16 protein-coding genes are annotated in these 14,141 nt (G+C 33.8%); 3 read left to right on the top strand and 13 right to left on the bottom strand.

Translation table 11 applies throughout. The features are described 5' to 3' along the window. Nucleotides 1-169 precede the first annotated feature (169 nt). The 3 genes from ACM55I_RS05545 (at nt 170) to ACM55I_RS05555 (ending at nt 1,699) form a co-directional block, all read left to right on the top strand. Nucleotides 170-847: a circularly permuted type 2 ATP-grasp protein gene (locus ACM55I_RS05545; protein ID WP_416845766.1), complete on the top strand. Its 678-nt coding sequence runs from the start codon at nt 170-172 to the stop codon at nt 845-847. Between the two features lie 6 nt (nt 848-853). Next, nucleotides 854-1,246, top strand: a complete 393-nt coding sequence (locus tag ACM55I_RS05550) for a transglutaminase N-terminal domain-containing protein (protein WP_416845767.1) — start codon at nt 854-856, stop codon at nt 1,244-1,246. A gap of 84 nt (nt 1,247-1,330) precedes the next feature. Further along, the gene (locus ACM55I_RS05555; protein WP_416845876.1) at nt 1,331-1,699 is read left to right on the top strand and encodes a transglutaminase-like domain-containing protein; all 369 of its coding nucleotides are present in this window, start codon (nt 1,331-1,333) and stop codon (nt 1,697-1,699) included. 197 nt (nt 1,700-1,896) lie between these two features. Here the strand turns inward: ACM55I_RS05555 and ACM55I_RS05560 are convergent, their stop codons facing one another. From ACM55I_RS05560 to ACM55I_RS05620, 13 genes are all read right to left on the bottom strand, one after another. After that, nucleotides 1,897-3,171: a murein hydrolase activator EnvC family protein gene (locus ACM55I_RS05560; protein ID WP_416845768.1), complete on the bottom strand. Its 1,275-nt coding sequence runs from the start codon at nt 3,169-3,171 to the stop codon at nt 1,897-1,899. Nucleotides 3,172-3,231: 60 nt separating this feature from the next. Beyond that, nucleotides 3,232-4,005 (bottom strand): lipoprotein insertase outer membrane protein LolB1, encoded by a 774-nt coding sequence (lolB1, locus tag ACM55I_RS05565; protein WP_416845769.1) that lies wholly within the window; start codon nt 4,003-4,005, stop codon nt 3,232-3,234. Next, the gene (locus tag ACM55I_RS05570) at nt 4,002-5,354 is read right to left on the bottom strand and encodes a tetratricopeptide repeat protein (RefSeq protein ID WP_416845770.1); all 1,353 of its coding nucleotides are present in this window, start codon (nt 5,352-5,354) and stop codon (nt 4,002-4,004) included. Before ACM55I_RS05570 ends, lolB1 begins: the two co-directional genes overlap by 4 nt. A gap of 40 nt (nt 5,355-5,394) precedes the next feature. After that, entirely contained in the window at nt 5,395-6,405 is a 1,011-nt protein-coding gene (locus ACM55I_RS05575) for a sugar phosphate nucleotidyltransferase (RefSeq protein WP_416845771.1), read from the bottom strand. Nucleotides 6,406-6,608: 203 nt separating this feature from the next. Next, nucleotides 6,609-7,043: a dUTP diphosphatase gene (gene dut / locus ACM55I_RS05580; RefSeq protein ID WP_416845772.1), complete on the bottom strand. Its 435-nt coding sequence runs from the start codon at nt 7,041-7,043 to the stop codon at nt 6,609-6,611. Between the two features lie 435 nt (nt 7,044-7,478). Continuing rightward, nucleotides 7,479-7,946: an IS200/IS605 family transposase gene (tnpA, locus tag ACM55I_RS05585; protein WP_416845773.1), complete on the bottom strand. Its 468-nt coding sequence runs from the start codon at nt 7,944-7,946 to the stop codon at nt 7,479-7,481. 4 nt (nt 7,947-7,950) lie between these two features. Next, nucleotides 7,951-9,417, bottom strand: a complete 1,467-nt coding sequence (locus tag ACM55I_RS05590; protein WP_416845774.1) for a lipopolysaccharide biosynthesis protein — start codon at nt 9,415-9,417, stop codon at nt 7,951-7,953. Nucleotides 9,418-9,455: 38 nt separating this feature from the next. Then, nucleotides 9,456-9,890 (bottom strand): hypothetical protein, encoded by a 435-nt coding sequence (locus ACM55I_RS05595; RefSeq protein ID WP_416845775.1) that lies wholly within the window; start codon nt 9,888-9,890, stop codon nt 9,456-9,458. Nucleotides 9,891-9,964: 74 nt separating this feature from the next. After that, nucleotides 9,965-10,408 carry a GNAT family N-acetyltransferase gene (locus ACM55I_RS05600; RefSeq protein ID WP_416845776.1) on the bottom strand — a complete coding sequence of 148 codons (444 nt, stop codon included), beginning with the start codon at nt 10,406-10,408 and terminating at the stop codon, nt 9,965-9,967. A gap of 90 nt (nt 10,409-10,498) precedes the next feature. Beyond that, a complete protein-coding gene (gene atpG / locus ACM55I_RS05605) occupies nt 10,499-11,359 on the bottom strand; it encodes an ATP synthase F1 subunit gamma (RefSeq protein ID WP_416845777.1) in 861 nt (286 codons plus the stop codon). 78 nt (nt 11,360-11,437) lie between these two features. Then, complete coding sequence (atpA, locus tag ACM55I_RS05610; protein ID WP_416845778.1) at nt 11,438-13,015, bottom strand: F0F1 ATP synthase subunit alpha; 1,578 nt, start codon at nt 13,013-13,015, stop codon at nt 11,438-11,440. Between the two features lie 38 nt (nt 13,016-13,053). Beyond that, entirely contained in the window at nt 13,054-13,587 is a 534-nt protein-coding gene (gene atpH / locus ACM55I_RS05615; RefSeq protein ID WP_379852594.1) for an ATP synthase F1 subunit delta, read from the bottom strand. A gap of 2 nt (nt 13,588-13,589) precedes the next feature. Continuing rightward, the gene (locus ACM55I_RS05620) at nt 13,590-14,090 is read right to left on the bottom strand and encodes a F0F1 ATP synthase subunit B (protein WP_416845779.1); all 501 of its coding nucleotides are present in this window, start codon (nt 14,088-14,090) and stop codon (nt 13,590-13,592) included. Between the last annotated feature and the right edge of the window lie 51 nt (nt 14,091-14,141).

Below are 14,141 nucleotides of genomic sequence, written 5' to 3' on the forward strand. Positions count from 1 at the left end.
AAAAAACAACATTGCAAAACAAAATAATTGTCAAAAAAATAATGCTATAAAAATTATTAAATAGTCACGTAATACTTATTTACATGAAAATTAAATTAGCATTTTAGCTTTAAAGGTGTATTTTTTATAACAAAACACAGAAAAGTTTAATTTTTTAACAATATGTGTTATGATGAAATTGATGCCTAATTTAAACCCAAATGGTTGGGACGAAATGTTTTCTAATGAAGGAGTTCGGGAATCTTACCGTCAAGTATTGCAAACATTACAAAGTTTAAATCCCGAAAAACTGAATGATAAGCATAGGCAGGCTTATGATTTTTTTATGAATCAAAGGATTACTTTTACCGTTTATAGTGACGACAATCAAGGCATTGAAAGGATTTTTCCTTTTGATATTATTCCAAGAATCATTACCCAACAAGACTGGAACGAAGTAGAATCAGGAATAAAACAAAGGCTAAAAGCACTCAATTTATTCTTGGAAGACATCTATAACGAACAGCTTATTATAAAAGAAGGTATTATTCCGGCTTCATTAATCACCTCTTGTCCGCATTATATCCAAGAAGTTCATGGTATTAAAGTACCTCACAACATCCATGTGCATATTGCAGGGATAGATTTGATTCGGGGAGCAAAAGGAGAGTTTTATGTATTGGAAGACAATAATTTGAGCGAAGCACGAACCTTGCACAACCAATTTGGAAGACTAAAAAGTTCTGTCGAATTTACTGATTATCATCACCTTACCAACCAAGAATTAGAAGACTTACTCAACAATACCAGAACACAATTGATACAGTTTTCAACCGATTTTTCTAAATTATTTTTCTCTTACACCTAATAAAAAATGGCGATTTTCAAAATAGTCCACCTTACAAAATACCAATACAACTGGCCCATAAAAGAAAGTATAAATGAGATTCGTTTATTCCCACACCATTTTGACAACCAAGATGTGCTTCAATACCAACTTTTAATAACAAATAATCCCGAGGTCGAAATTTCTCAGGATTACTTCAGTAATCAAGTAGGCAACTTTAATACATTGGAAGCGCATACTGAAATGACTATCGAATCCAGAATGTTAGTTCGTGTCAATCATTCACTAAAAATCCCTGAAATAGATCATACTACAGTAAAGGATTTTGCAAAAGAAAAAGAAAAGAGCATTCTTTTATTGCGCCTTAGTTATCCCGAAACCATCAAAAAGCAAAACGAAATCAGTGCAATTCTGGACTAAATAAACTGTATTGACAAACCCATTATAGAAATTGCGCAACAATGCAATCAATACATTTTTACAAATTTTAAGTACACCAAAGGAATCACCAATATAGAAACTACGGTCGATGAGATTTTAGAAATTAGAAAAGGCGTTTGCCAAGACCTTGCGCATGTACTATTACAACTTTTACGGATGGCAGGAATTCCTTCGCGCTATGTGAGCGGTTACATTTGCCCTAACGAAAGCGGACTCAGAGGCGAAGGCGCCACACACGCTTGGGTAGAAATTTATACTCCAAAACAAAGCTGGCTTGGTCTTGATCCTACTAATAATATCTGGACGATGGACAATCACGTGAAACTGTCAGTAGGTAGTAATTTCTATGATTGCACGCCGGTAAAAGGGACTTTCCAGACAAACGCTTTCTGTATGCGTTTCGATAGGCTACGAGGACGGAAGACAATTTGAAGATATAAATGATGTGCAACTCGAAGAAGTTTCCATTGAACTCCAGGAACAATTGGATTACATAGAGCTACTTCAGCAGCAACAAAAGCAACAATAATCAAATTGTTTTGTATAAAAAAAGCGAATCAAAAATAATAATTTGATTCGCTTTTTTAGCTAAATATAAGAACTAAAACTACTTCAGTTCCAATCCATCATTACATATTAAACAACCAACTTTGTGGATTGTTATACGTAGTGTTTTGAAGAATTAAAAATTTAATTATCGTTTTACCTTCGCTATTGGTTCTTACTTTCCCAAGGCTTTGTTTAGTGCTTACTTTATCCCCTTTGTTGACAAACACAGAACTTAAATTCTGATAAACCGTAAAGAAATCCCCGTGTTGTATCATTACCGCTTTATTTATAGGTGATAAAACAATTACACTGGTTACTTCCCCTCCAAAAACGGCTCTTGCACTAGACCCAGCATCAGTTGTAATCTCCACTCCACTATTATGAATAACTAAGGTTTTATAAACAGGATGTGCCTGATCTCCATATCCCAATGACACAAATCCTTTTTCTACCGGCCATGGCAATTTCCCTCTATTGGCTCTAAAGTTATCAGCAATTAATTTGGTTTCTGCGGTTAGTTCAATTTTTGATGAAGATACTGAAGACGTAGCTGCAATTTCTTTAGCTCGTGTTTTTATTTCGGCTTTTGTTTCTGTTTTTGCATCTGCTTTTGATTCTGCTTTTGCTTTTTCCATAGCCCTTTCCATTGCCGCTTTTCTATTTGCCTCAGCAATTGCTTGACGAATTAATCGGTCAATTTGTTTATCGATTTGTCTCGACTCTTGTTGTTTTTTCTTGATTTCGGCAAGAATCTTACTTTTATCTTTCTTAATGGATTTGACTAATTTTTCTTGCTCTTGTCTTTCTTTTTCTAATGACAAACGCTCTTTTTCATTTTCAGCAATAAGTTTTTGTTTCGCCGTTTTTTGTACATTCAGCTTTCCATTATAATTGACAAGTTCCCCTGTTTTCGTCTTTATTTCTTCGCCTTGCATTTTTCTGTAATTCGTATACTGCTTCATATACTGTGCCCTTTTATAAGCTTGCAAGAAATTCTCGGAAGACAATAAGAACATCGCTCTACTTTCCTCAGAACGACTTTTATAAGACTTTACAATCATCTCAGCGTAATCTTCCTTTAGGATTACCAGTTCTTTTTTGAGTTTATTAATTTTCACCTGATTAATATACATATCATTACCCAAAAGCTTAGTTTGCTTTTCAGTAGTATTGATCAGTTTTTCTTTAAGCTTTATTTTATTGCTTTGAATAACAATTACATTTACAGCCGTTTTTTCTTTTTTCTTTACGGTTTGTAATAGCTTTTCATTTTCGCGAATTTCTTTTTGAATCTGGGCTTTTCGTTCTTCTAATTTTTCTTGTTGTGTTTCCTGGCTCCATAGTAATGAAGTCATGCTTATAAAAATTAGGCTTAGGAGAAATTTTGGCATATTAAAAAAATATTTTTTGCAAATTTACTTAATTATAATTCTTTTGTACCCATTTGGAACACTATAAGGAAAAGAAAGTTCCTCATTGAATGTTATTGTGTTATAATCTAAATTAATTTCCGTTTTACCTTTCTTTTGAAACGTATTTATAGAAACATTTGAAGGCAATGTCGCTTCATTGTACACCTTGTTATCTGAATAAGCTACTTGAATCATTCTATCTTCAGCAGTTTGTTTTATTTCCTGTCTTTTGACCAAAAACTTCTCCGTATCAAAAAAGAAAGATTTTTTCGTATTGTTATTCGAAACATCATCCAATCTATAGGTTTGTTCCACCAATGACTCGGTATATTTTCCTTTATTCAAATCATCAATTGCATCGCCCAATAACATATTTTGGATCTTATTAAAATCTAAATCAGTTCCCAGCCATTGACTCAATCCTCTGAAATCCCCTTCAAAATAACTGCCATTTATTTTTTCATAATAGTTTACTGCAGTTTGCGTAATCAATGCTTTTGCCATAGTAATTCCCAAAAACCGAATACTAATCAAGATTTGTTGGTCTTTCTTTATTTTTATTTCGGCAGTAACATTTTGAGTTTGTTTCTCATCAGCATATCTTGCGTTGGACTTAATATATAATGTAGAAAAATTGTTTTTATTGTTGTAATGATTTTCTATTATTTTATCAGCAGTCAAATAGTTTGATTTTATACTAGCCTCGGCCACAATAGCTTTCGATTTACACGAAGCCATAAAGACTGTAAGTACTAGTAATATTGAAATTTTTTTCATTGTTTTTTTTGTTTTAATAATTCGTTGGCTTTGGAGAAATACACTTCTTTTTTCTTGAAATCTCCCAAACCGTTATATGCCTCTCCAAGCTGGATATTGAAATTTGTTTCTAATGTTATGTCGTTGACTAGATAATCCAATCCCATTTCCAGAATGTCTTTGGCTTTTTTAAATTGCCCCAATTGATTGTTCGCTAAACCCGAATAATAATAAAACTGCGGTTGCGTAGGAAATGTTTCAATCATTGTCATGGCTTTTTTGGCAACCAAATCAAACTGCTTTACTTCGGCATACGCTTGAAGCAAAAGCAAATTCGTTTCGATATCTTCAGCAGAACCATTCTTTAAAGCACGTTCATAAAACGTAATGGCTTTATCCCATTGCTTTTTACTATGATAATATTTTCCAATTTCTTTGGCAACATCAACTGTAGCATCACTATCGAAATAGGCAATTGCTTTTTCTAAATCCGAGGAATATTGAGGATTTTTATCCACAAAAATCAAAAACTCATTCAGCATTCTGTGTTTTATCTTTGAATCTATTTTGGCGCTGGCCAAAGAAATATTCATCGCATTTATAGCTTTTGGAGCTTCATTATTATCCAAATAAACTTTAAACAAACTCACTTGCGCCCATTCAGAATTTGGAATTGCAGCCGCTAACTTTTTGGTTATTTCAAATGCCTTCTGTGTTTCATTATTCTTGGAATACAAATTAATCAACGCGATATAGTTGGATTCTTCTTTTGGGTTTTTATCAATTTGTGCTATTAAATTAGACTCTTCAACATCTTGAAATTTCCCTTCCGATAAAATCTGCATTTTATATAATTCCCTTCTTTCCGATTTTCCAAAAGTGGCATTCAATTCATTGATGAGATCAAGCGCTTTGTCAAATTGCTTAGTTCCCATATAAAGCGATGTTAAATCCTCTTTATACTTCTCATCAAATGGTATTAATTTATTGATGGCAATCAGCGCTTGATTATAATTGCTGGTTTCATAACTCACATCATACATTCCCACCCAAAACCATCTGTTTTTTGAATCAATTTGTGTGGCGTGTTCAAATGAACTGTATGCATTTCCATAATCCTTTGATGCCAGATAATTTTTTCCTAATTCGAAATAGACCGTGGCATTATTGGGTTGAAGTTTTACACATTGTTCCAAAACTTTAATTGCTTTGTCATAATTCTCAATCCCCTTTTGAAGCAACGCTTCATAAAAAAATTCCTGAAACTGATCTTTTTCCTGCTTAATTTCTTCCGGTTCGGTTTGCGCCAATAGCATAGTTGAATTGCATTGCAAAACCAAAAACAGAATTATGAAAGCTCCTTTTTTCATCGAATGTTTCTTGCCGTATATTTCATTACTTTGGATTCAATTATTCCAATACCGAATAATCCCCAATACTGATGCTTGTAAAATTACCGTCAAAACTGGCATGATTCCCTATCATGGCATTATCCAGATTTGCATTTTTAATATGGGAATGGGTTTGTACCAAACTGTTTTTTATAGTACTGTTTGACACATGACATCCTTTTCCTAATGACACATTAGGCCCCACGGTTGCATTAATCAAAACCACATCTTCACCAATATAACAAGGCGGAATGATGGTTGAATTTTCTAACTTAACATCAAAGTCTACTAAATGTATTCCATCGTTGTGCAGGAATCCTAACATTCTGGAATTCGTTTCCACAGTAACATCTTTGTTTCCACAATCCATCCACTCGGCTACTTTACCGGGAACAAATACCATGCCTTTTGCCATCATTTGCTTTATTCCATCGTTAATTTGATATTCTCCACCGTGAATAATATTATTATCTAATACTAATTGAAGTTCATTTTTTAAAACGGCAACATCTTTAAAATAGTAAATTCCAATAACCGCAAGATCCGAAACAAACTCCTTGGGTTTCTCCACCAGTTCTACTATTTCATTCGCATCGTTTAGGTTTATCACCCCAAAAGCTTCCGGATGATCTACTTGTTTTACCCAAATAACACTGTCCGCATTTTGATCTAAATCGAAATCGGCACGAATTAAAGTATCGGCATAAGCGATAACAGCTGGTCCGCTCAAAGAATCTTTAGCGCACATAATGGCATGACCAGTTCCAAGCGCCTCGTTTTGATAATAAATAGTTCCTTTGGCACCTAACTTCTGAGCGATTTCGATTAAATCCTCTTCCACTTTTGCTCCAAAACTTTCATGAATAATAAAGGCAATTTCTTCAATATCTTGATTCAAAACAGCTGCAATATCTTCTACCAAACGGTGTACAATAGGTTTGCCAGCAATAGGAATTAATGGTTTAGGAATGGTTAATGTGTGTGGTCTTAATCTGGAACCTCGCCCAGCCATTGGTACTATTATTTTCATTTGTTTTATCATTGCGAGGAACGAAGCAATCCATCCTCTTATTAATTCAATTTTTTTTAACCGCGAAGTTTGCAGGGTTATCTGCAAAGTTAACGAAGGTCTTTTTATATTATTTGGCCACAGATTAAACGGCTTTTTATTTGAAATTTGTTGCGAAATATCATCTCGTTTCACAACTGCTAACTGCGACTGAACACTGATTATTACTTCACTCCTGTACTTCCAAAACCGCCTTCGCCTCTTGAAGTTTTGCTTAATTCCTGAACTTCTATCCACTCCGCACGTTCGTGTTGTGCGATGATGAGTTGAGCGATGCGTTCCCCATTTTCGACCACAAAAGCTTCATTCGATAAATTTACTAAAATCACTCCTATTTCTCCTCGATAATCCGCATCAACTGTTCCAGGAGAATTGAGAACGGTGATTCCTTTTTTGGCAGCCAAACCACTTCTTGGGCGAACCTGTGCTTCGTACCCTATTGGTAATTCTATGAAAAGACCTGTTTTTACAATGGCTCTTTCCAATGGTTTTAGGGTTATTGATTCTGTTAGGTTTGCTCTTAAATCCATTCCTGCCGAAGCTATGGTTTCATAGTTTGGCAAAGCATGTTGCGATTTATTGATAATTTTTATGTTCATTTTTTTATTTTTATATTATTTTGTTTCCTCATCCCGAAGGGATTTTATGTTTATAGAAAACATGATTTTTAAAGATTGTACGACCCCTTCGGGGTCGAACCCGTGTAACGCATTTATTTCTATAAATATTTGACCCCGTTGGGGTCTAATATGATATCTTTTTTCACGAAAAATATTCATTCTCAATCTATTAAAACAAATATTCATCTTTGAATTCTATTTCAAAAATTTTCAACATCTTTAAATATTCTTCCTTGAAAGTTTTCCCTTGATGATGTTGCTATTGATTCCTAATCCCGAAGGGATTTCATGTTTATAGAAAACATGATTTCCGAGATTGTACGACCCCTTCGGGGTCGAACCCATGTAACGCATTAATTTTTATAAACATTTGACCCCGTTGGGGTCTAATATGATATCTTTTTACACTAAAAATTATTCATCCTGAATCCATTCAAACAAATATTCATCTTTGAATTCTATTTCAAAAATTTTCAACATGTTTAAATATTCTTCCTCGAAAGTTTTTACATGATGATGTTCCTTTTGATCCATAATATAGGCAATAACATTGTCTAATGCAGAATGACTATATGAAAATGCCCCGTAACCTTCTTGCCAACTAAAAATTCTAGAACAAAATTTCTTATCCTTTATAAATTCATTTGAAGATTTTTTTACCTCTCTAACTAAATCAGATAAGCAACACGAAGGTTTCATTCCTATAAATATATGGATGTGATCCGGCATTCCATTTATAGCTAACATTTTTTGCCCTTTATTTTGAACAATACCTGTGATGTACTTATATAGTTCTTCTTCCCAACTATTGTTAATTAAAGATTGTCTGCCTTTTACCGCAAAAACTATCTGTATATAAATTTGAGAAAATGTACCTGACATAACTTTAGTTATTTTTTCGGTTCAAAATTCGGGTTAACATTTCTTTTTCGTTGTAATATATGAAATACATGAATGCGAGTAGTAATGGAATTCCAACAAAATAATTTTCTCTAAAACCATAAAATGAAATGGCCGAAAATCCTATTGAAAGACCAAGATATCCACCTATTTTTTTTGCATCATACGGTATTGGGTAGTATTTATTCCCTAAATAATAGGAGATAAACATCATACTTCCATAAGCAGCTATTGTTGCGATTGCTGATCCATAATAACTCATCGTTGGGATAAGCAGGTAATTTAACGCTAATGTCACAATTGCGCCAACAATGGAGATATAAGCCCCAATATAGGTTTTGTCGATGAGTTTGTACCAAACGGAAAGATTCGTGTAAATTCCGAGGAAAAAATTGGCTAGAATAATCAGCGGAACGACTTTCATGGCTTCCCAATAGGAAGTATCCCGAATCATAAGCTGTTTTAAAACATCGGCAAAAACGATTACTCCCAATAAGATAAAAGAGCCAAAAATGACAAAATATTTAGTAACTGTGGCATACGTTTGCGGTGCATTAGCATTAGAAGCATGGCTGAAAAAAAATGGTTCAATTCCTAAAGTATAAGCCGTTCTATACAAAACCATGAATAACCCTAATTTATAACAAGCGGAATACACTCCAACCTCAGCTTCGGCAATATTTACCGGTAATAATTTCCCTAATAGAATTTTATCAAATTGCTCGTTGATGGCAAATGCAATTCCGGCGATCATTATAGGCAATCCGTAACGCATCATTCGTTTCCAAAGAGCAGCATCAAACTTCCATTTAAGCAAGATGTAATCTGGTGACAACACTACAAATGTCAATAAACTGGCAATAATATTGGCTAAAAAGATATAGCCAATCTGGAAATTTTCAACATACAAAGAACCTAAAAATCCATTTGGATGGGATTCCGCAATTTTGGGTAAAAAGAGTAAAAAGAAAATGCTTAAAGAAAGATTAATTAAAACATTTCCAATTTTGATTGCAGCATAAACCATCGGTTTTTGGTAAGCTCTCAATTTTGAAAACGGAATAATCACTAAAGCATCCAATGCTAAAATCCAAATGGTATAGGTGATGTATTGCGCATCTATCCCTGACCATTGAGACAAGGTATTTCGATATAAAAGCCCAACAAATAGAAAAGAAATGGAGGTCCAAAAAATCGAAACCATAGTAGTCTCTACAACGGACTTCTTGTTTATTTCATTATTATAAAACCTAAAAAAAGCGGTTTCCATTCCGTAAGCAAGAATAACATTGAAAAAAATCATCCAAGCGAAAATTATGGAGACTTTTCCATACTCGGCTTTTGGCAATAAATCAGTGTAAAGTGGAACTAGTAAAAAACTGAACATTCTAGGTATAACCGTAGCTAGTCCATAAATTGCTGTTTGTTTGAAAAGGCTTTTATATAATCCCAAAATGATTTATCTGTTTATATTTATAAAAACAAAAATAACTAATTCTTTGGTTTATTCACCGATGGATACGCAATCATTGGCTTTTCTTTGGGATTTACTATTTTAAAAAAAAGGGTTTGATCCATTTTCTTATATTCCAATACTGCTTCGTTAGGTTTTAAATCGAATTTGGGTTTTATGATAACGGGGGCTTTGTTCCCATATTCTTTTAAGGAATCACTATTCAGGATTAAATCTGGAATGCTATTTTGTTGGTGAAAATGTGCTACAAAAGTATTTCCAGCAACTCTTTCAAAATTTGATTCCTGATTTCTAAAATAGATTTTCTCCAACTTAATCTCCTTAGAAAGCCGTTTTTTGAATTCAATATAAAAATCAGTTCCGCTTCCGGTTTCTTCCTGTCCATCAATCCATTTCTGAAAATAAACTGATTTGATTTCTTCTGGAAATTCCGTTTGAAGTTCTTGTTTCATAGCACAAAAAGTTAAGCTGATTGTCAGTATAAAAAAGAGCACCATTCTTTTACATCGTTTCATCTTTTTGGGATTTAACTTAATCCTTCTTCGTTTAAAATTTTAAGAAAATGAAAACCTTTTGGGACATATCCTTGGTTGTAATAAAAGCGATGTGCAGTAAAATTTCCCGTAAAAGCATCCAAAACAATCATGGTACAACCCGTCTCTTTGGCTTTTGCATCTATATAATCTGTCATCATTTTCCCCAAACCTTTAGAGCGATGTTTGGGATGAACAATAAAATTGTCTATCTCGATGTATTTTCCCGACCAAAGTTTTGTTCCCGACCAAAATCCTGAAACAGCCACACAAACTTCATTTTCAAAAACGGCTACTTGCTTGTAATTATGTGGAATCATCTCAACCAGATAGGCTCCATATTTTTCTAAAGTAAATGTGGGATATAAAAATCGCATTACTTCGATATTACTAAGCATTTCGTCTAACGTGGTCAGTTCTCTAATTTCTAATTGCATTCTTCCTACTGTGTTTTAAACTATAAAATTAAACAAAAAAAGAGCCAACACAGGGTTGGCTCTTAGAATATATTTTGAATCAATAATTTATTATCCATTCAATGCTTCCGCACCACCAACAATCTCTAAGATCTCATTAGTAATAGAAGCCTGACGTGCTTTATTATAAGTCAATTTCAATTGATTTCTCAATTCAGTTGCGTTATCCGTTGCTTTGTGCATGGCTGTCATACGCGCTCCGTGCTCTGAAGCAAATGAATCACGAATCCCTTTATACAATTGCGTTTTCAATGATTTTGGAATCAAAGTCAACACAATTTCTTCTTTTGAAGGTTCAAATATATAATCACCAGTTGAAACTCTAAGATCAGATTTTATTGGTGCTAATGGCAAAAATTGTTCTGTTTGAACGATTTGTGTCGCAGCATTTTTAAATTGATTGTAAATCAACTCAATTTTATCATATTCACCTGAAACGAATTTCTCAGTCAACATATCTGAAATTTTAGCAACATTATCAAAAGTCAATGCATCAAAAACAGTACTTTGATTTTCAACAACCGAAAGTGTTTTACTCAAAACATCATTTCCTTTTTTACCGATAGCAAAAATATCAACTTGCTTTCCTGCATAAAATACTGCTCGGCTTTTAGCTTCCTTAATCACATTCGTATTAAAAGCACCACATAAACCTCTATTAGAAGTTATGGCTACCACTAACACTTTTTTGATCTCACGTTGCGTTGTAAACTCTCCACCTGCATCACCTTCCAGTGTAGCAGAAAGATTTTGCAATAATTCCGTTAATTTTTCGGCATAAGGGCGCATTGCTGTGATTGCATCTTGTGCTTTCTTTAGCTTTGCTGCAGAAACCATTTTCATTGCCGATGTAATTTGCATCGTAGATGAAACGGAAGTAATTCTATTACGGATTTCCTTTAAATTTGCCATTGTTTTGTAAGTATTAAGTAGTAATTGTTAAGTAGTAAGTAATAAAGAAAACCTTACTGCTTAAAATTTAAAACTTTTTTAGTTATATTTTGCTGATAATTCTTTTGCTACAGTTTCGATTACATCTGTAATTTCATCTGTTAATTTTCCTGCTTTCAAAGCATCAAGAGTCGCTCTGTGTTTGTTGTTCAAGAAATCCAAGAAATCTTTCTCAAATTCTCTTACTTTATTCACAGGAACATTTCTCAATAAGTTTTTAGAACCAGCATAGATAATTGCAACTTGATCTTCAACAGTATAAGGATCGTTCAAACCTTGTTTCAAGATCTCAACGTTTCTTCTTCCTTTTTCAATTACGTTCAAAGTAACGGCATCAAGATCAGAACCAAATTTAGCAAACGCTTCCAATTCACGGAATTGTGCTTGATCCAGTTTTAATGTACCAGCCACTTTTTTCATTGATTTAATTTGTGCATTTCCTCCAACACGAGATACCGAAATACCTACGTTAATTGCCGGACGAACCCCCGAGTTAAACAAATCTCCATCAAGGAAAATTTGACCATCTGTAATCGAAATTACGTTTGTTGGGATGTATGCAGAAACGTCACCAGCCTGAGTTTCAATAATTGGTAAAGCAGTCAATGAACCACCACCTTTTACAATTGATTTCAATGAATCTGGTAAATCGTTCATGTTTTTAGCAATTCCATCATCTGCAATTACTTTACAAGCACGTTCTAATAATCTACTGTGAAGGTAGAAAACGTCTCCAGGATATGCCTCACGTCCCGGTGGTCTTCTTAATAAAAGAGAAACCTCACGATACGCAACAGCTTGTTTAGATAAATCATCATAAACAATTAAAGCCGGACGACCTGAATCTCTAAAATATTCTCCAATCGCAGCACCTGCGAAAGGAGCATACACTTGCATTGGAGCTGGATCAGAAGCATTAGCCGCAACAATAATGGTATATGCCATTGCGCCTTTTTCTTCTAACATTTTAGCAATTCCTGCTACAGTTGACGCTTTTTGTCCAATGGCAACATATATACAAAATACTGGTTTCCCAGCATCATAAAATTCTTTTTGATTTAAGATGGTATCGATACAAACAGTTGATTTACCTGTTTGACGGTCACCAATAACTAGCTCACGTTGTCCACGACCTACTGGAATCATTGCATCTACTGCTTTAATACCTGTTTGTAATGGCTCAGTAACTGGTTGACGGAAGATAACTCCAGGAGCTTTTCTTTCCAAAGGCATCTCGTATAAATCTCCACCGATTGGTCCTTTTCCATCAATTGGAAAACCAAGTGTGTTTACTACACGACCTACCATTTGTTCTCCTACTTTAAGAGAAGCAATACGTTGTGTTCTTTTTGCGATTGAACCTTCTTTGATTCCTGTAGAGGGTCCTAAAAGGACCACACCCACATTGTCTTCTTCAAGATTCAAAACAATAGCTTCTAATCCATTGTCAAATTCAACTAACTCTCCATATTGAACATTCGAAAGCCCGTAAACACGAGCAATACCATCTCCAACTTGAAGCACAGTTCCTACTTCTTCTAGTGTAGCACCAGATTCAAAACCTTCTACTTGCTTTCTTAATATTGCTGAAATTTCAGCAGGTTTGATTTCCGCCATCTTAATTTATAATTTAGACACTTAAATGTGCAATAAAACTAATTACTTAACTCTCTTTTTAATACTTGTAATCTGTTGGCTACTGAAGCGTTGTATTGCTTGTCACCTATTCTTAGAATAAATCCTCCAATAATTGAAGCATCTACTATATTTTCTATTGTAATTTTTTTATCTGAAAGTGTTGCGATTTTAGCTAAAACTTTAGCTTCTAAAGCTGCATCCATAGGAACAGCTGTTGTAACTTTCGCTACTTCAACACCATTCATAACATCAGATAATTTACTGTATTCTTCGGCAATTGCTTCAAGAATTTCGAATCTTTTGTTTTCAAATAACAAATGAAATAATCCTTTAGTAACTGCATCAATACCAGCAAAAACTTCTAAAAGTGCTTTTTCTTTAACCTCAACTTTTAACGTTGGATTTTGAATAAAAGTGCTTAATTCCAAGTTTCCGTTGATTGTTGAAGCAATCAATTTCATATCGTTATTCACAACTTCGGCAACACCTTTTGAGGTTGCTAAATCTAAAATTGCTGTTGCATAACGAATTGCTGCTCTTGTACTTGCCATAATTAGTTCAATTTTACGTCACCTAACATTTTCTCAACTAATTTAGTTTGAGCTTCCTTGTTAGACAATTCGTCTTTCAATAATTTTTCTGCAATACTCAATGACAAAGTAGAAACTTGTAATTTCAATTCAGCCATAGCTGCATTTTTTTCACCTTCGATTGCTAATTTAGCTTGTTCGATCATTTTCAGACCTTGAACTTGCGCTTCATTTTTAGCATCAGCAACCATTTTCTCTTTCATTTCACGAGCATCTTTAAGCATATTGTCACGCTCTAATCTTGCTTCTTGTAAAATACGTTGATTGTCAGCTTGAAGATTTTGCATTTCTTTTCTTGCGTTTTCAGCAGAAAGTAATGCATTTTTGATTCCTTCTTCTCTATCATTAACTGCATCAAGAATTGGTTTCCAAGCGAATTTTTTCAATAAGAATATTAATCCAACAAATATTAATACTTGCCAAACGAACAAACCTAACTCAAACTGATTTATTAACTTATCCATTATATATAATTATAAATTTTAAATTATGATTTTTTAATTGCTCATAAAAAA

Source organism: Flavobacterium algoris (assembly GCF_048158525.1).
Lineage (GTDB): Bacteria > Bacteroidota > Bacteroidia > Flavobacteriales > Flavobacteriaceae > Flavobacterium > Flavobacterium algoris.

Coding starts and splice junctions, on each gene's coding strand:
- ACM55I_RS05545 (WP_416845766.1), top strand. CDS start 170: ATGATGAAATTGATGCCTAATTTAAACCCAAATGGTTGGGACGAAATG.
- ACM55I_RS05550 (WP_416845767.1), top strand. CDS start 854: ATGGCGATTTTCAAAATAGTCCACCTTACAAAATACCAATACAACTGG.
- ACM55I_RS05560 (WP_416845768.1), bottom strand. CDS start 3,171: ATGACTTCATTACTATGGAGCCAGGAAACACAACAAGAAAAATTAGAA.
- lolB1 (WP_416845769.1), bottom strand. CDS start 4,005: ATGAAAAAAATTTCAATATTACTAGTACTTACAGTCTTTATGGCTTCG.
- ACM55I_RS05570 (WP_416845770.1), bottom strand. CDS start 5,354: ATGAAAAAAGGAGCTTTCATAATTCTGTTTTTGGTTTTGCAATGCAAT.
- ACM55I_RS05575 (WP_416845771.1), bottom strand. CDS start 6,405: ATGAAAATAATAGTACCAATGGCTGGGCGAGGTTCCAGATTAAGACCA.
- dut (WP_416845772.1), bottom strand. CDS start 7,043: ATGAACATAAAAATTATCAATAAATCGCAACATGCTTTGCCAAACTAT.
- tnpA (WP_416845773.1), bottom strand. CDS start 7,946: ATGTCAGGTACATTTTCTCAAATTTATATACAGATAGTTTTTGCGGTA.
- ACM55I_RS05595 (WP_416845775.1), bottom strand. CDS start 9,890: ATGAAACAAGAACTTCAAACGGAATTTCCAGAAGAAATCAAATCAGTT.
- ACM55I_RS05600 (WP_416845776.1), bottom strand. CDS start 10,408: ATGCAATTAGAAATTAGAGAACTGACCACGTTAGACGAAATGCTTAGT.
- atpG (WP_416845777.1), bottom strand. CDS start 11,359: ATGGCAAATTTAAAGGAAATCCGTAATAGAATTACTTCCGTTTCATCT.
- atpA (WP_416845778.1), bottom strand. CDS start 13,015: ATGGCGGAAATCAAACCTGCTGAAATTTCAGCAATATTAAGAAAGCAA.
- atpH (WP_379852594.1), bottom strand. CDS start 13,587: ATGGCAAGTACAAGAGCAGCAATTCGTTATGCAACAGCAATTTTAGAT.
- ACM55I_RS05620 (WP_416845779.1), bottom strand. CDS start 14,090: ATGGATAAGTTAATAAATCAGTTTGAGTTAGGTTTGTTCGTTTGGCAA.